This is a genomic window from Mycobacterium shimoidei (genome assembly GCF_900417275.1).
GTDB lineage: Bacteria > Actinomycetota > Actinomycetes > Mycobacteriales > Mycobacteriaceae > Mycobacterium > Mycobacterium shimoidei.
The window spans coordinates 2,719,351-2,740,795 of record NZ_UEGW01000001.1; the positions used below are offsets into that span (position 1 = coordinate 2,719,351).

The window sequence follows — 21,445 nt, forward strand, 5'->3', positions numbered from 1 at the left end:
CGTTATCACCAACCCGTGCCCAACAGCTATGTGGGGCCACACCCCGAGAGTGTTTTCCACGCTTTCACGACGGCTTCGGTAGTGGTCACGGTGGTCAACAGGGACAATGTGTTGTCGATGATCGAATCCGCGTATTCGCGTGGATAACCACTGACCGCATCGCGGGGAAGCACGAATTGGTAGCTGCGATTGACCGCGTCCATCGCGAAGTTCTGAATCGCGATGTTGACCGAAACACCCACACCTACAATTGTCTGAATCCCGAGGTTACGTAGGACCGAGTCGAGGTCGGTACCGGTCATCGGTCCGATGCCGTGTGTCCGGGTAAGAATGAGATCACTTGGATCCGGGCCGAACTCAGGCAGTACCGAGGCGCCAGGGCTGCCCGGAGTCAAGTCGGCGGCGAACGACTTCCCAGCCATGAACAGCCTGGCATTGGTATTGGACCCGCGGTTGTCCGGGCGCTTCTGGATCAGGCAGTGCACGACACAAACACCGGCCGCGCGAGCCGCAGTGAGGAGCTTGGTGATGTTCGGGATCGCCTCCCGTCTGGCTTCCTCTGCCAGCATCGGCAGACCGGCCTGGGGGCCGATCACACCTCCTTGGCATTCCTGGGTGACCAGGGCGGTCGTGGCAGGGGCCAACAGATCGATCAGGCTCGGTGGCGGCATGAGAACAGACGTTATCGTGTGTGAGAACGTAATTTCCAGAGGGAGAGCAGATGGATACCTGGGAGCTCGAGATTCGTGAGTCGGTGCGCCAGACGCTCGCCGACTACACCGCCGCCACCGACCGATTCGATCTGCACGCCCTGGCAGCTTGCTTTGGACCCCACGGTGTCCTCGATTTCACCGGCGGAGCGGAACCGCTCATCGGTCCCGAGGCGATCGAGACGGGCCTCGGCGTTGCGATGTCCAAAGATCCCGACCCGGCGAGACAGGCGCCAACGCATGTGCGCCATCACGTTTCGAGTATTCGGTTCGGTTCTGTGACCAAAGATCGGGTTGAAGTCAGCAGTTATTTCGCCGTCCACACCGACGTCGGCCTCGACCACTGGGGCCGCTATCGCGACGTTCTCGTCCCCTTGGGCGGGCGGTGGTTGTTCGCGCATCGACGCATCAGTGTGGACGCCTTCGCCGCCGACAGCCTTATGCGATGAACTCCTCCGCGAAAGCGTGGGCGTTGTCGATGACCTCGGCTCGGGTCGTTCCCTGGGGCGCGATGGTCAGCCAGGTCACGCCCATCGCTTCCAGCTTTGCGATGGTGGCGTGCCGTTCGTCGGTCGACCTGCTGTCGTCGAGCAGATTGCCTGCCGAAAAACAGATGTCGAGCGGTTCCGTACGGCCGATCTCCGCCGCGTATTTCTTTGCCCAGGTAATTGCCGCCGCTAATTCTTCGAGGGTCGAGATCTCCGCGGTCCGTGACGCGGTCGCGTAGCCGAAGGTGTTGAACGGCGCCCACCCCTGTGCGCGGGCAACCGCACGACGGACGGCGGGCTTGCTGTTGCCGCCGACCCAGATCGGCGGCGGCGTCACCGGTACGGGATAGAGTCGCACACCGCGAGCGGCGAACGATCTGCCCTCGTATGCGACATCCTCGCCGGTAAGCACCTTGCTCAGCACGTCCAGCGCCTCGTCGAGCAAAGCCCCGCGGTTGTCGAAGTCTATTCCGAGCGCTCTGAATTCGGGTTTGAGGTAACCCGCGGCTGTGCCGAGTATCAGCCGGCCGCCGGACAGGACGTCAAGGCTTTGGATCGACTTCGCGCCGAGAAAGGGATTGCGGTAGGCGGCGATGTAGACGTTGGTGAGCAGCTTCACGTCGGTTGTGGCGGCTGCAGCGAACGACAGCGCGACGAAGGGGTCCAGGGCATGGTGCCCGCCGTGATCAAGCCACTTCGCGTCCGGGGCGGGGTGGTCGGTGACGTGCACGGCGGCGAATCCGCTCGCCTCGCCGAGGCGCGCGATTTCAGCGACCGCCTCGGCGGTGACGAATTCAGATACGGCCTCTACCCGGTGGGTAGGAAGCTCCAGGGAGTACGAGATGGTCACGTTCGTCCTTTCATGGTGCGACTAGGGCTGCCAGGCGTTGGGCATGGTGGTCGGGACTGCCGAAGATCAGTTCGGTGGCTTTGGCGCGCCGAACGTAGAGGTGCGCGTCGTGTTCCCAGGTGAAGCCGATACCGCCGTGGATTCGCATGTTGTCCAAGGCGACTTGCAGAAAGGCTTCCGAACAGGCCATCTTCGCTACCGACGCAGCCACCGCAAGGTCGCTGCTGTCCGCGGATTCCGCAGCGTGAACCGCAGCCGAGCGGGCGCCCTCGACGAGCACCAGCATGTCTGCACACCGGTGTTTGACGGCCTGAAAGCTGCCGATGGCCCGGCCGAACTGGATTCGTTCCTTCGCGTAGTTCACGGCCATGTCCAGGCAGCGTTGGGCGGCGCCAACCTGCTCGGCGACCAGCGCGGCGATCGCGAGATCGGACGTGCGAGCCAGGCCCGCGGCAGCGTCTCCGTCAGCGCCGATCAACCGGGCCGGGACGTCGCGGAATTGTAGACGCGCGACCTTTCGCGTGCGGTCGAGCGTGTTGAGCGGTTCGCAAGTGAGTCCATCGCTGTTCGCCGAGACGGCGAACAGCGATGTGCCTGCGCTCGTATTCGCCGCGGCCAGAATAACGTCAGCGGTGTGGCCGTCGAGGACGAGACCCGCGTCGCCATGAATCCGAAAGCCGGTACCGTCGGCGCGTGCCGTCAGGGTGACCTCGTGCGGGTCCCACGCACCGAGGCTGCCATTGAGGATCACCGTTGCGGTCCTGGACCCGTCGACGAAACCCGGCAGGTAGTCGCTCATCGCGGCGGTGTCGCCGCTGCAGAGGATTGCTTGCGTGGCGAATGCGACGGTGGAGAAGAACGGGGCGCACAACAGTGCTGCGCCCATCTCCTCGAGTACGACCGCGAGTTCGGACATGCTGGCACCCGCACCGCCGAATTGCTCGGGCACAGCGATCCCGTGAAGTCCCAGTTCGCGGGCCATCTGATGCCACACCGATTGGTCATATCCCTGCGCGGTGGACATGAGGTCGCGTACTCGGCGCGACGACGAGGTGACCTCCAGGAATTCCCGCACCGCCTGCCGGAGTTCGTCGGCTTCACTCATCGCGGATTCCTTTGGTGTGGGTCTGCCCGGCCCGACACGGGATAGGCATTGCCGGGAGAGGATAGTATCTTTTCTGAAATAGGAGAATCATCATTCTCGCACGAAGGGGCCGCACGGTGACGACGAAACTCGACTACGGGATCTTCGATTGCGATACCCATTGCTACGAGACGCGTGATGCGTTTACTCGATACCTGCCCAAGGAGTTCCAGGATCGGGCGATCACCACCGTGCGCGGAGCGGACGGGGTCGAGGTGATCCTCGCCGGCCGTCGTGTCGCAACCTTCAACAGTGAAGGGGGGCTGGGTCTCGACGTCGCATACCGCCCGGGATCGCTGAAAGAGATGCTGAGGCAGATGGGATCCGGTAACCCGGAGGAGTCCTACGAGCCGCAGCCCATGCAGCCCGAGTACATCGAGCGTTCAGCGCGGCTCGCGGTGATGGACAAGCAGAACGTTGAGCGGATGGTCATCTATCCGAGCGGAATGGCCCTGGCTGCCGAGCACTACGTTGATGACACCGCGGCGCTGTACGCAAATCTCCGGTCGTTCAATCGATGGTTCGACGAGGAATGGGGCTTCAATTACGAGAACCGCATATACGCGACCGGCCTGCTTTCACTTCGCGACCTTGACTCGGCCGTCGCCGAAACCGATGCCCTGATCGCGCAGGGTGCGAAGTTTGTCCTACTGCCGACGGGCCCGGCATACGGTAGATCTCCAGGCGACCCTTACTTCGACCCGATCTACGCTCGACTTCAGGAAGCCGGCTGTATCCTCGTGTTTCACATCATGCCGTTCTGGTACTTCGATGCGATCTCGCCTGCCTGGGGGCACTGCGCAGATCCTGCCTCGTGGCACATGTCGGCCTGGCAGTGGATGAACATCTACGGCCAACGCCCGATCGAGGACACTCTTTCAGCGTTGATCTTCGACAACCTATTCGGCCGATTTCCGGGGTTGAACGTGCTTGTTGCCGAACACGGTGCAGAGTGGGTGCCCTTCTTCACGAAACACATGGACAAGAGCCGCGGCATGGGCCGAAATGGCCCGTGGATCGGCGGGAAACTGACGGAAAAGCCGTCTGCCATCTTCCGGCAGCACGTTCGGGTGGTGCCGTATCCCGAGGACGATACTCCTGCGATCGTCACCAGCATGGGCTACGACGACTGTCTCGTGATGGGCTCCGACTACCCACATGCGGAAGGGCTCGCCGAGCCTGCTGACTTCATCAAGCTGCTCGATCCGCTCGACGATGCCACCAAGAAACGCATCATGCGTGACAACGCTGACCAGCTGATAGGGCGGAGCTAGCAGGCGATGGGCCAGGGGGACGCCGACCTCGATCTGCTGCGCGCAGCGGCGCGCGATTTCCTGACCGGACGCGGCGCCCAGGACTCGGTCAAAGAGCTCGCGGCCATGGACTGGACGGGACTGCTCGTTGAGGAGCATTTCGGCGGCAGCGGATGGCGTCCTGTGGAGACGACGGTCATCGCCGAGGAACTCGGCCGGGCGCAGAACTGTTCGACGTGGTTCGGCTGCGTTCTATCTGCTGCGGCGTTGACCTCGGCACCCTGCGAGGTGCGCGACCGATGGTTGCCCGCGCTGCTCGACGGGGCCGCGACGGCGGGCTGCGCGCTGTCCGGCGACACCGTTCGGGTTGCTCGCGGCGATGCGATCGATGTCTTGGTCACGCTGGGGGACAACGGAATCCATCTGTTTGAGATATCCGAAGCGACATCGAGACACCGTGATGAGGAGCTGTTGGATGTCACCCGCACAGCATGGCGCGTCGAGGTCGGCGGGGCGCCCAGCGTGCCGATCGGTGGGCCGCAACGAGCGACTCAGTTGCTCGCGATGGCCAGGGTTCTGCTCAGCGCGGATTCACTGGGAGCCCTGTCGGCCACTTTCGAGCGCCTGGTTGATTACCTCAAGGAGCGCATCGCCTTCGGTGTGCCGATCGCGAGTTTCCAAGCGGTGCAACACCGATTGGTGGATCTGCTGGTCTTCGAGGCGAAGGCGCGCGCTGTGATCATGAAGGCGGCCCGAGCCCTCGTGGCTGACGAGATCGCCGACCACGCGATCGCCTTGTCCGCCGCAGCACACGCATACGTCACTGCGAAGGCGAGCGCCGCCGTCGACGAATGCATGCAACTGTCGGGCGGCATTGGATTCACCTGGGAGTACCCCCTTCACCACGAGCTGCGCCGGGTGTTCACGAACGGCTACCTGCTCGGCACGGCGCGCTCGAGCCGTGCGCTTCTTGCGGAGAGGTCGGGCTGGTGAGCGCCGCACCCGCCCGGCCCAGCGAAGCACAGCTGAACGAGTTCAGGCGTCGTGTCAGGGCGCATATCGCCGAACACGCGCCGCCATTCGAGGCGAGGGAAGGACGCCGTGCGCCCGAAAACGCCGAGCAGGAAGCGCAATTACGCAAATGGTTCGCCACGTTGTTCGACGCGGGGCTCATCGGCGCAGACTGGCCCGTCGAGCACGGTGGACGCGCCGACCACCACCCGCTGCACGACCGCATCCTCAGTGAGGAGATTCTGCGCGCCCGTGCCCCGCGGCCCGTCGATCAGGTCAACCTGGCCGCCCACGTGCTCCTGCACTTTGGGTCCGACGACCAGAAGGCCGAACTGCTTCCACCGATGCGCCGCAGCGAGCATGTGTGGTGTCAGTTGTTCAGCGAGCCTGACGCCGGCAGCGATATCGCCGCCGTCCGTAGCAGAGCCGCAAAGCAACCCGACGGAACGTGGGTGATCAACGGCCAGAAGACCTGGATCACCGATGGACACTGGGCCGACATGGGGCTGGCACTCATCCGCACCGACCCGACTTCATCGCGTCACCAAGGCCTCTCGGTGTTCGCGGTGCCAATGTCAACGCCTGGCGTCGAGGTTCGTCCGATCCGCACGATCAACGAGGCGATCGAGGTGAACGAAGTATTTCTTGACGGCGTAACGTTGCCCGCGGGAAGCCTGATCGGCGAGGTCGGCCAGGGTTGGTCGATCATCATGGCGGGCTTGGACTTCGAACGCTTCGGAATCGGCGGCAACGTCATTCTGCTCGAGCTGCTCATCGATGATCTTGTGATGGTGGCGCGCAACGCCATCCTCGAGGGTACCCCGGCGCTCGAACACGACGATATCCGGCAGACAGTGGCCGAGTTGGCCGCCGAGGTCGAAGTGGCGAAGTCCTTCATCGACGATCACGTCGAACGTCTCATCGCCGGCGCCGAGCAGCCGGGTGACGGTTCGATCGCCAAGTTGAGTTTCGCCGAGGCGTATCACCGGGTTTCGGCATACGGCGCCCAGCTCGCGGCGACGGTTTGTACGGTGGCCGCCGATCCGAGTGTCGAGCAGGCCAAACAACGTCTGCGAGAATGCTGGCTTTGGTCACGCGCGTATACGGTCTCCGGCGGAAGCTCGGAGATAATGCGTAACATCCTCACCAAACGCCGGCTTCTATTGCCGAGCGGGTGAGTACGGAAGTGGCCGAACAGACGTACTGGGGTCTCGTCGACGCGGTTGCGCGAGAACACCCGGACCGGGTGGTTCTCGCCGACGACTTCGGTCGCAGCCTCACCTGCGCACAGCTTCGAGACGAGGCATTGCGTACGGCAGCGGCGCTGTCGGTTTCCGGGGTGGGCGAGGGCACCATCGTGTCGTGGCAATTGCCGACCACGTTGGAAACGATGGTGGTGATGGTGGCGCTCACCCGACTGGGTGCCGTGCAGAATCCCATCCTGCCGGTTTGGCGCGAACGCGAAGTTCGCTTCGCGACCGAACAACTCATGACCGAAGTCCTGGTGGTACCCGGTCACTGGCGCGGTTTCGACCACGCCGAGCTCGCCCACGAATTGGCGGCACAACGGTCAATGTCCGTCGTGGTGATCGATCACGACGCGCCGGTCACCAAGGAGCTGCGCCTGCCCGTCGGCGACCTGCGTGTGTTGCCTGCGCCGCCGAGATCCGCAGAGGAGGCGCGCTGGATCTACTACTCTTCGGGTACCACGGCGGCGCCGAAAGGTGCTCGGCATTGCGACCGTTCGGTAATCGCAGGTTCCGCAGGCGTGGTCGGCATCGTGGGAGCATCAAGCAGCGACGTCAACCCGATCGCCTTTCCCATATCCCACATCGGTGGTGCCGCCATGCTCGCGGCGAGCCTGCGCACCGGCATGCGCTTGGTACTGTTCGACTCGTTCGATCCGGCAACCTCACCTCAAGCGATCGCCGCACACCGACCAACGCTGTTGGGCACCGCGACACCGTTCCTGGTTGCGTTCATGGCCGCGCAGCGCGCACACGGAGAACAACCGCTCTATCCCGATCTGCGTGGCTGCGTGGCAGGTGGCGCGCCGATCACCGTGGAGTTGGGAAGGCAAGTGCGGGAAATCTTTTCGGTGAATGGGGTGGCCAATTCCTGGGGGTTGACCGAGTTCCCGGTCGCGACGTCGCAGAGACCGGAGGCTGCCCCGGATCTTCTCGACCGAACCGTGGGGCGTCCGGTCGCGGGCGTGTCGGTGCGAGTCGTCGGCGACCGCGAGCGCGAGGTTGGCGTCGGCGAGGAAGGTGAACTCCGACTCAAGGGGCCGCAGTGCTTTCTTGGATATGTCGACAGCTCACTCGACGCCGACGCATTCGATGACGATGGCTGGTTCCGCAGTGGGGACTGCGGCCGCGTCGACGACGATGGCAACGTCACAATCACCGGACGTATCAAGGATGCGATCATTCGGAACGCCGAAAACATCTCGGCGCTCGAAATCGAAGACGTAGTGGCCACGCATCCGGCAGTGGCGGACGTGGCAGTCATCGGAGTCCCCGATCCACGCACGGGTGAACGGGTTTGCGCGATCGTGGTCACTGAACCCGGATGCGATGTCACACTCGCCGCGTTGGCGGAACACTGCGATGCCCAAGGCTTGAGTCGCCACAAATACCCGGAGCGACTCGAATTGGTGGAAGCACTGCCGCGAAACCTCACCGGCAAGGTTTTGAAGAACGAACTGCGTGCGCGGTTCGGTGCCTGACTCGCTACAAGCCGATGAGCTGCTTCAGGTTGGCGCCCATCACCTGTGCCGTGGTGTCGGCGGGAAGACCGGCGAGTTCCTTGACGAATTCCGCGGGGTGGGCGAGTCCTTCGGGATGTGGGAAGTCCGAACCGAACATCACCCGGTCGGCGCCTAGCACGTCGATGAGGTGTGGCATGTCCTCTTCGTGGAACGGGTTGACCCAGACGTGCCTGCGGAAGACGTCGCAGGGGTGTTCGCTGAAGTCCTTGGGCTTCTTACGATAGACCCGATCGAACACCTCCATCAATCGCTGTGCCCACGATCCGCCGTTCTCGACCACGCCGATGCGCAGGCCGGGAAAGCGCTCGAAAACCCCATGGGCGATGAACGCCGCGAGTGTGTCGAAGATATGGCGACTCTCTTCGTAGATGAACCCGCGAAGCTTGGTGAGCTGGAATCCCTGGAACTCATCGCCGGCTTCCCAGTCGTCGACGTAACGGTCGTAGCCGGAGTCCGAATTGTGCATCTGCACCGAGATACCCGATGACTCGACGAGGCGCCAGAAGTCGTCGAATTCGGGCAGCGCGGGCGAGCGGGAAGTGCCGTCTTCACGCGGTACCGGGGCGGGCCGGATCAGCACGGTTCTGGCGCCGTTCTGCAGGCACCACTCGAGTTCCTTGACTCCTTCGGCCGGGTCGTTGAGCGAGATCGCGGGTACGGGGAAGATACGGTTCTGATAGTTGAACGTCCAGTCGTCGAGCAGCCAGCGGTTGAAGGCGTGCGTCACCGCGTGGGTCAGTTCGATGTCCGACTTGGTCCGCTCCTCGAGCATGCCGGCCGTGGTCGGAAACATCATCGCGCCGTCGACACCTTGGCGGTCCATCAGCTCCAGCCGCAGGTCCGGACGCCGGAACGCGTCGGGGCAACGGATCGGTTCGGCCAGTTCACGCAGGCTTTTGCCCTCCGGGTTGATACCTCGGTAGTAATCCGCCCACGCCCCCGGGGTGGGGATCACCTCGTAGGTGGGGTTCGGAATGCACTCGGTGACCACGCCGAGGATCTGTAGCTTGGTGCGCCCGTTCACATTGACGAACTTCAGCGCTTCGGAGTATTTCTGCGGCAGGTAGCGGGTGTAGGCATCGATGGTTTCGTACATGTGGTTGTCGGCGTCCCAGACCTCGAATGCTTTTCCGTCGGTCACCAGCGCCTCCACCATTCATGAGAATATAAATTCTCAACATAGCAAACCGCTGTATCCGGACGCTACCGGCCTTAAAGGTTCGTGAAGTGGCCGCCGTCGACTCCCAGAGTCTGCCCGGTGATGTAGCGACCTCTCGGGCCGATGAGAAATGCGACGGCAGACCCGATGTCCTGCTCTGGATCGCCGATGCGTCCCAGAGGGATTCTGCGGGATAACCTCTCTTCCATCGCGGGTTCCGCCTCGATTGCGGCGGTCAACGCCGGCGAATATGCGAGCGGTGACACCACGTTCACCGTGATGCCGTGCGGAGCCCATTCGCGCGCCAAGCTCTTGGCGAAGCCACGCAGTGCACCCTTCATTGTCGCGTACAGGGGCAGTGTCGCGCTTCCCTCGATACCCGCTGGCGAGGTCATCACGACCAGTGATCCTCCTCGAGCGCTGAGCGATTCGAATGCTGCGGAGGCGCAATGATAGGCCCCGCCGACTGACACCGAGTAGTGGTCGTTCCAGAGCTGATCGTCGATCTGGGCCAGCTGGTGCGGTTGGCTCGATGAGTTACTCGTCGCGTTGTGCACAACCGCGTCCAGCCGCCCCGTGGTCTGAATCGCCTCGGCGACGGCATCAGCCACCGAGTTTGACAGCGCGACATCGCAGCGCACCCACGCCGCAGACTGTCCTCGAGCGGTGATCTCTTCCACCACTGCCTGTCCGGTCTCCGATCGGGTGGCAACAAGAACGTGGGCTCGGTGAGCGGCGACTGCGAGCGCGATGCCCCTACCGACTCCGCCGCCGGCACCCGTGACGAGCACAGTGAAGTCATCGAGGTTCATGGCGACATCACCGATCCGCCGTCGGCGACGATGGTCGCACCGACGAGATGCGTGACCTCATGACGCAGTAAGAACTCTGTTGTCTCGACGACCGTCTCGATGATGCCGTGCGCGTCGCTGACCGCAGCAGCTGTCAGATGAGACGTGGCAGCGCTCAGTGTCGGCGCGAGTAGGCCTGCGGGAACGGCGATCATGTTGATGACGACCCCTCCAGGGGCCCACTGTCGAGCCGCGGACTTAGCCATCGCTCGAATGCCCTCCATGGCCGTGGTGTAGGGCACGAGATCTGCTGCTCCGCTGATCCCGATGGTCGGCAAGATGAGGACGATCCGGCCGCCTTGGCCGGACATCGACAAATGTGAGTGTTGCAGAGCCGCCAAGGTCTGCCGCATCGGCTGTTCTGCGAGTTGATGCCACTCGAATCCGTCGATGGCCGTCAGAGGTGTCAGTCGTGCATGGCTACCGGTAACGATGACGACGCCGTTCAAGCCGGGGGGTAGCGACGCGTCGTGCTGCTGAACGGCAGTGCCGAGGCTGCTGGCGACGGCGGCCGAGACGACATCGCTGGACCCCAGGACTGCGGTGCTCATCGGTGGCGGACGTCTGCCGATGTCAATGTCTCGGCGTGGCCGGACCTGCCGAATGGTGCGCGATGCGTTCTTGATGAATCCTGACCAACTCCCTGAAGCCGATACGTTCATAACGAGGCTTGGGCTGAATGCCCCAGTCGTCCCGCGCCGTTCGTTGGCCGGCCGCCTCGGATGCGCCGCCGAACGGTGGCCCGCCGAGCGGGTAGGGCTGCTGACACTCCAGCGCATCGTTGGAAAAGCGCACCTTCATCAGTTCGCTGCAGATTTCGGTGAGTGACAGCGTCGGCCAGCCGTACCAGACTGCCATTGTCGGCACTGTCAGCGATCCCTCGATGACCAACCCGAAGAGGCAGACGTAGAGCCCCCGCTTGAGCCATTTGTGCATTCGCGCCCACGTGGAAGTGGTGCCGAGCGGCAGCGACCCAGCCGAATCATTGGTTGTGACCATGGAATCAGACACGATAGTCCTTTCTCGAATCGGCTAGTCGGAGAAGATTTCCCGATTGACGGTGTGCAGGTATGGGATCGCGAGGAACGGCGTGATGTAGAAGATGTTGAACGCCCACCACCCAATCACCGGGATACCGACCGCGGTGTAGCGGACGTCGGCGTACAGCGTCATGTTGAAGATGTATCCCATCCATACGATGATCCCGAACCAGCACGTCACGATCAGCCATTGATGACCCCATCGCTTCATCTGGAGGAAAGCGATCGCGGCGGCTATGCGCATCGGGAATGCGATGAGAACGCAGACCATGACCCACGCCTTCTCGCCCGGTGCGCCGGCGCCACCGATCCATAGCTCGTTGTAATGCCAGAAGTAGCCGGCGTCGATCAGGTTGCCCCACGCGGTGAATACCGTGCGGGTAATCAGGGCGTGGTTGGCGAACAGGTCCAATGCCCAGCCAATGCTGTTGAGCGCAGCGTCCAGGATGATCACGAACCCGATGAGGGTGACCATCGTCGGACGTACGGACAGACCTCCGCGCTGCGCCTTGCGCAGCAGGTAAAGGCCACGACAGAACACAGGTAGGCCGACGATGCCAAGCACGAGCGTGCCCATCAGGCCCGTTCCGGCGATGAGCCATCGGTCGGCGCGCCGCTGTGTTGCTTGGCTTTGCTGTTCGTGTTCGCTCACCGTCAGCGAACCTTCGGCGGGCGCCTTGCTCGGAAAAGTCATGTCGTTACCAGTCCCTGGTGAGATACATCTGCAGCTGAATCGCGAACATCGCGATCAACATGCCGTAGACAAAGATCTGAAATGCGATAAGTCCCCGCTTGCGTCGGCGGTCCTGGTCATGCATGCGTTCTCCTCGCTAGATTGGTGAAAAGCATTGTGGTTAAGCATCTGTCGACGGCACGAGCCTTTCAGAACGTGCCGATACTGCCCATCATCCAGTAGAAGAAGGCGACCAGGCCGCACATCACTACCCAGGTCACGGCCATCCGGACTAGTTCTTGCCACACGTTCCGACCTCCCACGGTCTTGGCGAAAACACTAGTTTACGATGTAGGGCAACATCATTCTCTCAAAATGAGAGTAGTCGTTTTCGCGCGGTCCCATATCGTGGACCAGCTGCGACCTCAGGCGTCGGCCAAAACGGCGAGGTCGCGTCTGACGACCTTGCCGACATCGTTTCGCGGCAACTGCTTGACGAATACGACACGCACAGGCACCCGGTACGGCGTCAAGCGCTCGCGGCACCATGCGATCAGGTCGTCCTCGGTCACGCAGGGGTCGTTGCACGCGACGAAAGCCCAGGGCACTTCGCCGAGGCGCTCATCGGGAATCCCCACCACGGCCGCCTCCCGTACGCCCTCGGCGGCCAGCAGCACGTCCTCGACTGCGCCTGGAAAAACCTTCAACCCACCGCGGTTGATCATGTCCGACACCCGGCCGTCCAGCCACAGGAACCCGTCCTCGTCGAACCATCCAAGGTCGCCGGTGTGAAACCAGCCGTCGTCGGTGAGCCTGTCCAGGAACGCCGGGTCGATCTTGCGAGCGGCCGTCGTCGGAGTGCGGACCAACACCTCATCGTCGGCGATCGTGACGTCAATACCGGGCAGCGGGCGCCCGACCGAGCCGAGCTTGGTCGCGCCCCATTCGCGTGCGTCGGCAGCCGACCATCCGACGACTTCACCACCCAATTCGGTTTGCCCGTAGGAATTGAGCACGATTACGCCGAACTTGTCCCGGAACCGACCGGCGTGCACGGGGGACAGCGGAGCGGTGATCGATCGAACGATCTTCAGCGGCGACAGGTCTGTGACCGATTCGTCGTGCAGCACCATCGTCAGCGCCGCGGGAGGTAGAACCGTGGAGCGCAACTGATGCCGCTTGACGAGGGCGGCGAAGTCGGTAGGCAAAAACCTGTCCATCAGTACGACACCCGAGCCGGCACGGAAGGCAAACAGCACCTGGTAGATGCCGGCCCACAAGGACAGCGAGAGCGGAACGAGGTTGGGCATCGGCGTTCGGTTCGCCTTGGCCGCCGTAGGCTTTGCGCCGCGGAGCTTGGCCAACAGCCGGTCGATCAGGTCGAGCACGGTTGCATGACGCAAGGGCACCGGTTTGGGTGGTCCAGTGGTTCCTGACGTGAACTGCAGCAGCGCCACGTCCGCGTCGTATTGCCGCCGGTCGGGCGGCAGTTCGGACGATGGCGAGAGCGACCACATCAAGTTCGATCCGGCTACTACGGGCAACCTGGATTCCGAGAACCGAAGGGCCAGTTCATGTGTCGTGATCACTGCGACAGGCCGCAATGTTGCGAGCTGGGACGCCACCTCTGTATCGGGGGCCCGTGGGTTGAGGGGCGTGTAGACGCCACCCGCACGCCATGTCCCGAAGAGCGCGGCCACCGTGGTGGCGTCGTTGGGCAGCATGGCCGCGACGACTTGTCCGGTCACCAAACCTGCTTCGGCGAGTATCGCGGCCAGGTTGCCTGCACTCGCGACGAGTTCGTCGCGCGAGACGTCGACGGTCAATGTGTGCACAGCCGTGTCGGGCAGATCGGCCAACAGCTCGGCGAGACTCACGAGTCAGGCTCCAGCGGTTGCCAAACGGGCGCGCGTTTGTCGGCGAACGCCCGTGGCCCCTCGTTCTGGTCGGGATGGCCCCACATCGACGTCAAGTGCTTGGCGCCCGCTCGGCACGCATCTGTCAGGCCGTATTCGAGCGCGCCCCACAACGCGCGCTTGGTCGCCCGCATCGCGGCGGGCGAATTCATGGCGATCTTCTCGGCCAGTTCCTGAGCGACGTCGCGCAGCTTGTCGGGCGGGTCGACGATCTGGCTGATCATGCCGAGCTCGTACGCACGCTGGGCAGTCAGACGTTCGTGGCTGCCGACGAGCGCCATCCTCAGAACCGCCTCGGCGGGCATCTTTCGCATCAGCGCGATCGTCTCCAACGCGCTGACCTGACCGATGGAGACATGCGGATCGACGAACGTTGCGTCCGACGACGCGATGACAATGTCGGCATCGGCAACCCAGTGCAGTCCGCCACCCGCACACACCCCGTTGACGGCAGTGATGATGGGCTTTCCCACATTGCAATGCCAACCCGTCAACTTCAGGTCCAGCGTGCGCATCGACTCCTGGAACTGCTGTACCGCCTCGCCGTCTAGGTCCTCGACGTCGGCGCCGACCTGAAAGGCCCTGCCGTTGCCGGTGTGCACGATGACCCGCACATCAGGATCGGCATCCAGTTCCGCCCACGCTCTGGAGAACTCCTCGCGCATCACCGCGTCGTACGCGTTGAGTCGATCGGGGCGGTTGTTGATGATCCAGCCCACGGGACCGCGCCGCTCGACGATCAGCTTCTGATATGTCACGAAACCTCCACCGGGCCGAGCGGCTGCCAACGTGCGTCCCGCTTGTCACGCCACGCACGTATGCCTTCGGCGTGGTCGGGGTGATTGCGCAACCGCCAGATCTCCTCGCTGGCGGCGCTTCTGGCTGCTGACAGACCGACTTCCAGGGAATGCCACAACGTCTTCTTGGTGGCGCGCATCGCGGTGGGTGAGTTGGTCGCAACAGCGGCGGCCAGCCGGCCGGCGGTCGGCCGAAGCTGATCGGCAGGCACGACATCCGAGACGATGCCCAAATCGTATGCTCGTTGCGCCGAGATACGCTCACCCTTACCGCTCAGCGTCATTCGTGTGATCGCCTCCATCGGTGACTTACGCAGCAGCGTGATCGCCTCGTAAGCGACGGCCTGTCCCACCGCGACGTGCGGGTCGACGAACGAGGCCTCCTCGGCGGCAATGACGATGTCCGCATCGGCAACCAAATGCAGCCCGCCGCCCGCGCACACCCCGTTGACCGCCGCGATCACGGGCTTCCACACTTCGCAGTGCCACGACGAAATCTTCAGCTCGGCGTCCCTGGTCCGGCGTGAGTGTCGCCGCATGGCAGCCTTGTCGCGAGCCACCTGCACCACGTCCATTCCGGTGCAGAACGCCTTGCCGTTGGCGGTGTTGACGATCGCCTGCACGTCGCCGTCGGCATCCAAGTCGGCCCACGCCGCCTCGAGTTCGTCGAGCATCAGTGCGTCGAACGCGTTGCCGGCATCCGGCCGGTTCAGGATCAGCCAGCCGACGCCGTCTGACTTTTCGACGATCAGCCGTTCGTAGTTACTCACGAGCGCGGAATTTCTTTCCAGGGCTTACCCCTCCACGGATCCGGCTCCTTGGGCAGACCGAGCACGCGCTCACCGAGGATGTTCTTGTTGATATCGGTCGTGCCGCCCTCGGTGGCATTGGCCAGACTGCGCAGCATGCCGTGCACGTCGCGGGGCAAGTCGTCAGGATCGTCGGTCGCCGGCCAGGCCACCGCAGCAGTGCCCAGCACGTCGACCATCAGATCCTGGATCTGTTGATTGAGCGTGGCCTGATGGACCTTGCCGATCGAGGACGCCGCACCGGGCGACTGGCCGGCCGAAAGCGCTGCTTGCACCCGCGCATTGGTCCAGCCGCGGATCTGCTCCTGCGCCCAAAGTCGCACGATCTTGTTTCGCACGACGGGGTCGTCCCAACGCCCGGTCTCTCGAGCAAGGGCGATCAGGCGCTCTGCGCTGGAACCACCGAGCCGGCCCATACCGCCGGATCCGGAGCCGGAAACCATTTGCCGCTCGCTGGACAGGGTCGACGCGCTGACCCGCCAGCCATCATTGATCTCGCCGACTCGATGCTCGTCGGGCACTCTGGCCCCGTCGAGGAAGACCTCGTTGAACTCCGCTTCGCCGGTGATCTGGCGCAGCGGTCGCACTTCGACGCCCGGCTGGTGCATGTCAAGCAGGAAGTAGGTGATGCCTTTGTGCTTGGGCTGGTCCGGATCGGTGCGTGCGAGCAGGATAGCGAAGTCCGCCTGGTCGGCCCACGTGGTCCACACTTTCTGTCCGGAGATCACCCAGTGATCGCCGTCGCGTACGGCCCGGGTCGCCAGAGACGCGAGATCGGAGCCTGCGCCGGGCTCGCTGAAGAGCTGACACCACTTCTCTTCGTTGCGGACGATGGGCGGCAGGAAGCGCAATCGCTGTTCCTCTGTTCCGTGACTGAACAAAGCCGCGGCAGCGTTGTTGAGTCCCAAGGGATTCAGCCGCGTGAGCCGGAGCGGGGCAAGAACGGTCTCGATAGCGCGGGCGATGTCGTTGCCGACGCCGAGGCCGCCGTGCTCCGGAAGCCAGGTCGGTGCGACCAGTCCCGAGTCGGCGAATGTCGGATACCAATCCCGATAGTCCGCCGGGGTGCGGACAGCCCGCAGGGCCGCGGGCCCTTCGGCAGCGGCCGAGCGCCACGCTGCGGGAACCTCAGTGGCAATCCACTGACGCACCACGTCAACGGCGTCGGTGACGGAGGTGTCCGCGGTGATCGGCAAGCGGGTCATGATCTGTTCAACGGCCTTGGAATTTCGTTTCGCGTTTGTCGCGGAAGGCCGCCAGGCCTTCTTTGAAATCGTCACTGCGGCTAGATAATTCCAGCGCCATGGCCTCGTTCTGGAGGTGACGGTCGAGATCGAGCCCGTTGCCACTGTGCAGCAGCCATTTGGTGAGCCCGAGGGCAACCGTGGGCGCCTCACCGAGTCTGGTGACGAGTTCCTCTGCAACAGAGGCCAATTGATCGGGCACGCAAGCGCCGTGGATGATGCCCCAGTCGGCCGCGGTGGCGCCGGAGATCTCCTCGCCGAGCATAAGAAGCTGCCTGGTACGCACCATCCCGATCAAACGTGGCAGCAGCCAGGCGGCACCGCTGTCGGGTGTGAAGCCGCGGGCCATGAACGGTTCCCAGAACCGAGCGTCCTCGGCGGCTAAGCAGAAGTCGGACGCCAAAGCGATGTGGAAACCCAGGCCGGCCGCCCAGCCACGGACCACTGCGACGATTGGCACCTGTGTCTTGAGCATCAGCGGGATGAGCCGGTTAGCCTTGTTCGGGAGCCGGCGCTGAGTACTTCCCACTCGTGGTTTGCGCTCGGACTTCGCATTGTTGGCGATCAGATCCGAACCTGCGCAAAAGTCGGCGCCGTCGGCGTCGATGCGGATGACGCGCACCGCCTCATCGATGTTTGCGGCGGCGAGGTGTTCGATCAAAGCGTCCAGCATCGTGTCATTGACGGCGTTGCGGCGTTCAGCGCGGTCGAGGGTCAGGCATAGGACGGGCCCTTGTTGCTCGGCCCGAAGCCCGGGAACGCTGGCATAGGTCATGGCAGTTGTCAGCGATCTGCGAATTGGGCTGATACGGCGGCGAGCAGATCCGTCAGGTTCGTCGCCCCGCCAGGCGGATCGGGCAGCCGGACCGGGCCGCGTTCCCGGCTGGGTAACAGGATGGTCGCGTGGCCCGGCGTGGTGACCTCGTTGCGGTGGTTGGTTGCGGCGAGTTCTACATCGACCGCGGGGCGGTCGTCTTCGGCGAGATATTTGTGGGTGACGGTGCCGGTGATGGTGTGCAGATCGCCCACGTAGTTGAACAACCGGAACTCACAGTCCAGCTTCCACAGCCAGGCGTCGTCGCCCATCCAGTCCGTACACAGATGGATCAGCCACGTCTCACGCATGCGGCCGTAATCGAAAGTGGTGGGATTGCCCGCATTTCGGGCGGCATCGGGCTCCCAGTGCACGCGCTGCTGCACATCGGGTACGCCGTGCTCGTTCAGCGTGTAGAAGCGTGGGATGCGTTGCCGGTTGCGCCATGCCAACCGCAGGGGCCGCACTCCGTACATACCGGTGCCCATGCCGACATGCCAGCAGACCATATCGGTGACGGTCAGCGGTCCCTTGATCAACGAGCCGAGCTCGTCACCTTCGCTGACGTCTTCCCACCACCGTGGTTCGGCACCGCGCGGGGACTCCCTCGCGTAGCATTCGTCGATCTCGGCGATCTCCTCGGCCGTCCAGGTCTTGAGTTCGACCGACTCGTACTTCTTGCGACCGCGGGCCTTGCTGCGCTCCGTACGGATCATGTTGCGGTACTGGCCGCCGAGAATGGTGCCCTCATCATCGCGAAACACCTGCGCCGACCACTCGTGAATCGCACGACCGGCGAACTCACTGCTTTTGTCGAGTGCGGCCACCAGCGCGTTGCGCCGAAAGACTCGGTGGTTGGCCCGCAGGGGAGCCCACCACTCTCGTGCGGACGACGCATAGAACGCATGAACACCGCGAAGGGGGTCGCCCTTGGTCAGGGCGCGATCCTCATCGGAGAGCTCGGTGACTTCGTCTTCGCCGATCAACGTGTCACCGCCGACCAGTGCGGGCGGCGCGATCGATTCACCCCACACCGACTTGGCGGCGTAGTCCGGATCAGCCCACATGGGGTTGGCGTCGCCGTAGGCTTCGGCCACGTGCCGGAAGGTGTCCTCGTTGGGACGGATGTAGTGCGGTGGTTGGGTGTGCGGAACGGCGATGCCGATGGTGGCGCGCAACCTGGCCAGCCCCTCATCGGTGATCCGGCCCGATTGAGAGGAGCGGGTCATGGCGCGCCTCCTCAGTTCTGGCGAATACGGTGGCTCCGACAAGTGTGGAAATTAAGATACCCGAAAAACGGAAACGCCGTTCACGGCAGGGGTGAGTGAGTTGATCGAGGAGCAGCCGGGGATCCTGACGACCGTTGATGCAGACGGTGTCTGCCGCATCACCATCGATCGACCTGATGTAGGAAACTCGTTGTCCCCGTTGGCTCGTGACGCACTGACGGAGGCTTTCGAGCGCGCCGGCGACGACCCGGCAGTGCGGGCAGTGCTACTGGGTGCTACTGGGCAGCGGCACTTCTGTGCGGGGGCGGGGCTGTCCCCTCAGCCAGCGCCTCAGTCGCATGTTGCCGACAAGCAGCCGGGAGACGTTGCTCGCATGCTGAAAAAGGGATGGCAGCGGTTGGTCTCATCAATACTCGACTGCGACAAGCCCGTGGTCGCCGCGGTGAAGGGCACCGCGGCCGGTGCAGGATCCAGCCTGGTGCTTGCCTGCGATCTCGTCGTCATGTCGACAGAGGCAAAGCTTGTGGAGGCCTTCGTGCACCGCGGCGTCCTGCCCGATTCCGGCGCCATTCATCTGCTGACGAGGATCGTTGGGCTGCGTAAGGCCACCGAGCTGCTGATGCTGGGCGAACCCGTCGACGCCGCCACCTGTGAGCGTCTGGGACTGGTCAACCGCGTGGTAGCACCGGCAGCTACGGATGCGGTCGCCGAGGAACTGGTCGGCCGGCTCGCGGCCGGGCCCACGGTCATGCTCGCGCACACCAAGCGACTGCTGTTGGTGTCCTCGGAGTCGGGCCGTGATCGAGCTTTCGAGCAGGAGGCGTGGGCTCAGGAGGTGGTGTCGCGCACAACCGACCTTGCAGAAGGTCTGCAGTCGTTCGCGGAGCGCCGCGAACCGCGATTCCAGGGCCGCTGACCCTCATCGATTCGCTGGCCCCCAACGGATCGTGAAGGTCGCGGTGTCATCGATCTCGTCAATCGTCTCAGCGACGGATCCCGGGGTGAGCAAGGTGTTCTCGATCCCTTAGGTGACGCCGATGAACATCCTTGAGAGGTTACATTTACCCTAAGTGAGAACCACCATTTGCATCAGAGGACACCTATGAGCGGCCCGACTGCGCTGCTGCGGTATGCGCACCGCCGCGCCGCGGCATTACGGGACCGGTACCGCGAGGCGGGATCCTGGTCGGGTCAGCCCGCCGATGTCGTTCGTGTCGCGGCGGCACGGCATCCGGACCGGCTGGCTCTGGCCGCCCGGGGGTCAAAGCTCACCTATTCCCAACTTGACAGGCGCATCGATGCAGCCTGCAGCAGTTTGGCGGCCTCGGGGGTCGGGGCATCGACACCGACCATTGTCGTAGTGGGTAATGACGTGGATTCAGTGGTTGCCGTCCATGCGGCGCTGCGCCTCGACGCGGTGGTCCTGTTGGTGCCTCGCAGCGCCGGTGAGACACAGGTGGCCGACATCGCCGCGCGCACGGGAGCTGAATTCGGGGTTGCGCCGAATTGGCCTGCAGCCCATCGGCAAGAGCTGTCCGAGAGATTGGCATGGATAGCCCTGGACACCGGCTGCACACCGCAGGCTGTGTACCGATCCGAGCGAGCGGCCGACGAACCGGGCCTCGTGCTCTACACATCGGGGACCACCTCGGCGCCCAAAGGAGTCATCCACTCGCTGAGCACGCTGATGAAGGCGTCGGCGAACTACATTGCGGCGGCCGGACTGGGCCCCGCGGACCGGATTCTCCTCATCAGTCCGCTCGCCTCGGTGACCGGAGTGCTGCAGGCGATCTTCATCGGTCCGATGCTCTGCGCGGCAGTCATCCTCGAGGACAAGTGGGATCCGGTCGAAAGTTGCCAGCTGCTGGTCTCGTCTGGCGCGACTTGGTACGGCGGGCCGGATCGCTTGCTGGAAAGGATGCTCGACGAGGCGGTGGCGCGCGGCTGGGATGTACCCCTGCGAGCGGTCTATCTGGGCGGAACGATGCTGGACCGGCGCATCGTCGCGCGTCTCGAAGACCGCCTCGGGATCATCGTGATGCGCGCCTACGGTTCGTCAGAAGTACCGGTTAGCACGTCGGGCCTGCGGTGGGAGCCTGCGGATGTGCGTCACGCCGACGACGGTGTTGCGCTGGCGGACGTCGAGGTGAGGATGGGATCTGCGGACGACCCAACCGAGTGCTGTATTCGGGGGCCTCATACGTTTCTCGGGTACATCGACGCCGAGGACGAAGCGCAGGCGTTCGATGGTGAGTGGTTTCGTACCGGCGACGTCGCCGAAATCTCTGAAGGCCGGGTCCGCATCGTCGGGCGCTTGAAGGACATCATCATCCGCAACGGTCTGAAGATCGCGGCTGCCGAGGTGGAGGAGGCCGTCGCCAGGATCGCCGGAGTCCGCGAGTGTGCGGCATACGCTGTGGCCGATGCCACGACCGGCGAACGGCTTGCCGTCGCCGTGGTGCTCGACGCCAATGCCGACATGTCGCTGGCGACGGTTGCCGACGCGCTCATCTCGGCGGGACTGCCCAAGTACAAGCTGCCCGAGGAATTGGTGTTCTGGAACGAGCCGCTGCCGGTCAATGTCAACGGCAAAGTAGAGCGCAATACCCTTGTTGCGCGCTCGGCGGGGCGCCCCCGGATGCTAGCCGACCGCCTTGCCGCAACTGGCTGAACTTTTGATGCTGGCG

General features: G+C 63.7%; 21 protein-coding genes. 7 read left to right on the top strand and 14 right to left on the bottom strand.

Annotated features, from left to right (window positions below):
- Positions 1–26 precede the first annotated feature (26 nt).
- Positions 27–671: a cysteine hydrolase family protein gene (locus MSP7336_RS13290; protein ID WP_113963884.1), complete on the bottom strand. Its 645-nt coding sequence runs from the start codon at positions 669–671 to the stop codon at positions 27–29.
- A 50-nt stretch (positions 672–721) separates the two neighbouring features.
- Here MSP7336_RS13290 and MSP7336_RS13295 point away from each other — a divergent pair, with 50 nt between their 5' ends.
- Positions 722–1,159, top strand: a complete 438-nt coding sequence (locus tag MSP7336_RS13295) for a nuclear transport factor 2 family protein (protein WP_113963885.1) — start codon at positions 722–724, stop codon at positions 1,157–1,159.
- Here MSP7336_RS13295 and MSP7336_RS13300 read toward each other — a convergent pair.
- Positions 1,149–2,048 (bottom strand): TIGR03619 family F420-dependent LLM class oxidoreductase, encoded by a 900-nt coding sequence (locus MSP7336_RS13300; protein WP_113963886.1) that lies wholly within the window; start codon positions 2,046–2,048, stop codon positions 1,149–1,151. The genes MSP7336_RS13295 and MSP7336_RS13300 overlap by 11 nt on opposite strands.
- A 10-nt stretch (positions 2,049–2,058) precedes the next feature.
- Positions 2,059–3,153 (bottom strand): acyl-CoA dehydrogenase family protein, encoded by a 1,095-nt coding sequence (locus MSP7336_RS13305; RefSeq protein WP_113963887.1) that lies wholly within the window; start codon positions 3,151–3,153, stop codon positions 2,059–2,061.
- 116 nt (positions 3,154–3,269) lie between these two features.
- Here MSP7336_RS13305 and MSP7336_RS13310 point away from each other — a divergent pair, with 116 nt between their 5' ends.
- From MSP7336_RS13310 to MSP7336_RS13325, 4 genes are read left to right on the top strand one after another with little or no spacing between them, the layout of a single operon-like run.
- Positions 3,270–4,466, top strand: coding sequence for an amidohydrolase family protein (locus MSP7336_RS13310; protein WP_069394451.1), 1,197 nt, complete (start codon positions 3,270–3,272; stop codon positions 4,464–4,466).
- A 6-nt stretch (positions 4,467–4,472) separates the two neighbouring features.
- Complete coding sequence (locus MSP7336_RS13315; RefSeq protein ID WP_113963888.1) at positions 4,473–5,438, top strand: acyl-CoA dehydrogenase family protein; 966 nt, start codon at positions 4,473–4,475, stop codon at positions 5,436–5,438.
- Positions 5,435–6,634, top strand: a complete 1,200-nt coding sequence (locus tag MSP7336_RS13320) for an acyl-CoA dehydrogenase family protein (protein WP_113963889.1) — start codon at positions 5,435–5,437, stop codon at positions 6,632–6,634. The genes MSP7336_RS13315 and MSP7336_RS13320 overlap by 4 nt, the downstream gene beginning before the upstream one ends.
- On the top strand, positions 6,631–8,184 hold the full coding sequence (locus MSP7336_RS13325; protein ID WP_113963890.1) for a class I adenylate-forming enzyme family protein: 1,554 nt from the start codon (positions 6,631–6,633) through the stop codon (positions 8,182–8,184). Before MSP7336_RS13320 ends, MSP7336_RS13325 begins: the two co-directional genes overlap by 4 nt.
- 4 nt (positions 8,185–8,188) lie before the next feature.
- Here MSP7336_RS13325 and MSP7336_RS13330 read toward each other — a convergent pair whose 3' ends face one another.
- From MSP7336_RS13330 to MSP7336_RS13380, 11 genes are all read right to left on the bottom strand, one after another.
- On the bottom strand, positions 8,189–9,382 hold the full coding sequence (locus tag MSP7336_RS13330; RefSeq protein WP_084226298.1) for an amidohydrolase family protein: 1,194 nt from the start codon (positions 9,380–9,382) through the stop codon (positions 8,189–8,191).
- Positions 9,383–9,438: 56 nt separating this feature from the next.
- On the bottom strand, positions 9,439–10,197 hold the full coding sequence (locus MSP7336_RS13335; RefSeq protein WP_069394455.1) for an SDR family NAD(P)-dependent oxidoreductase: 759 nt from the start codon (positions 10,195–10,197) through the stop codon (positions 9,439–9,441).
- On the bottom strand, positions 10,194–10,787 hold the full coding sequence (locus MSP7336_RS13340) for an SDR family oxidoreductase (protein ID WP_069394456.1): 594 nt from the start codon (positions 10,785–10,787) through the stop codon (positions 10,194–10,196). The genes MSP7336_RS13335 and MSP7336_RS13340 overlap by 4 nt, the downstream gene beginning before the upstream one ends.
- A gap of 22 nt (positions 10,788–10,809) precedes the next feature.
- Complete coding sequence (locus MSP7336_RS13345; RefSeq protein WP_069394457.1) at positions 10,810–11,235, bottom strand: hypothetical protein; 426 nt, start codon at positions 11,233–11,235, stop codon at positions 10,810–10,812.
- A 33-nt stretch (positions 11,236–11,268) separates the two neighbouring features.
- Positions 11,269–11,970 (bottom strand): hypothetical protein, encoded by a 702-nt coding sequence (locus MSP7336_RS13350; RefSeq protein WP_232320927.1) that lies wholly within the window; start codon positions 11,968–11,970, stop codon positions 11,269–11,271.
- A 404-nt stretch (positions 11,971–12,374) separates the two neighbouring features.
- Complete coding sequence (locus MSP7336_RS13355) at positions 12,375–13,826, bottom strand: class I adenylate-forming enzyme family protein (RefSeq protein WP_069394458.1); 1,452 nt, start codon at positions 13,824–13,826, stop codon at positions 12,375–12,377.
- On the bottom strand, positions 13,823–14,623 hold the full coding sequence (locus tag MSP7336_RS13360; protein ID WP_069394459.1) for an enoyl-CoA hydratase/isomerase family protein: 801 nt from the start codon (positions 14,621–14,623) through the stop codon (positions 13,823–13,825). The genes MSP7336_RS13355 and MSP7336_RS13360 overlap by 4 nt, the downstream gene beginning before the upstream one ends.
- Positions 14,620–15,432 carry an enoyl-CoA hydratase/isomerase family protein gene (locus tag MSP7336_RS13365; protein ID WP_069394460.1) on the bottom strand — a complete coding sequence of 271 codons (813 nt, stop codon included), beginning with the start codon at positions 15,430–15,432 and terminating at the stop codon, positions 14,620–14,622. The genes MSP7336_RS13360 and MSP7336_RS13365 overlap by 4 nt, the downstream gene beginning before the upstream one ends.
- Positions 15,429–16,676 (bottom strand): acyl-CoA dehydrogenase family protein, encoded by a 1,248-nt coding sequence (locus MSP7336_RS13370; protein WP_069394461.1) that lies wholly within the window; start codon positions 16,674–16,676, stop codon positions 15,429–15,431. Before MSP7336_RS13370 ends, MSP7336_RS13365 begins: the two co-directional genes overlap by 4 nt.
- Positions 16,677–16,683: 7 nt before the next feature.
- Positions 16,684–17,490, bottom strand: a complete 807-nt coding sequence (locus MSP7336_RS13375; RefSeq protein ID WP_069394462.1) for an enoyl-CoA hydratase/isomerase family protein — start codon at positions 17,488–17,490, stop codon at positions 16,684–16,686.
- 8 nt (positions 17,491–17,498) lie between these two features.
- A complete protein-coding gene (locus tag MSP7336_RS13380; RefSeq protein ID WP_069394463.1) occupies positions 17,499–18,758 on the bottom strand; it encodes a hotdog family protein in 1,260 nt (419 codons plus the stop codon).
- Positions 18,759–18,849: 91 nt separating this feature from the next.
- Here MSP7336_RS13380 and MSP7336_RS13385 point away from each other — a divergent pair, with 91 nt between their 5' ends.
- Complete coding sequence (locus MSP7336_RS13385; RefSeq protein WP_069394464.1) at positions 18,850–19,674, top strand: enoyl-CoA hydratase/isomerase family protein; 825 nt, start codon at positions 18,850–18,852, stop codon at positions 19,672–19,674.
- A 186-nt stretch (positions 19,675–19,860) separates the two neighbouring features.
- Positions 19,861–21,429, top strand: a complete 1,569-nt coding sequence (locus MSP7336_RS13395) for a class I adenylate-forming enzyme family protein (protein WP_113963891.1) — start codon at positions 19,861–19,863, stop codon at positions 21,427–21,429.
- The last annotated feature ends 16 nt before the right edge of the window (positions 21,430–21,445 follow it).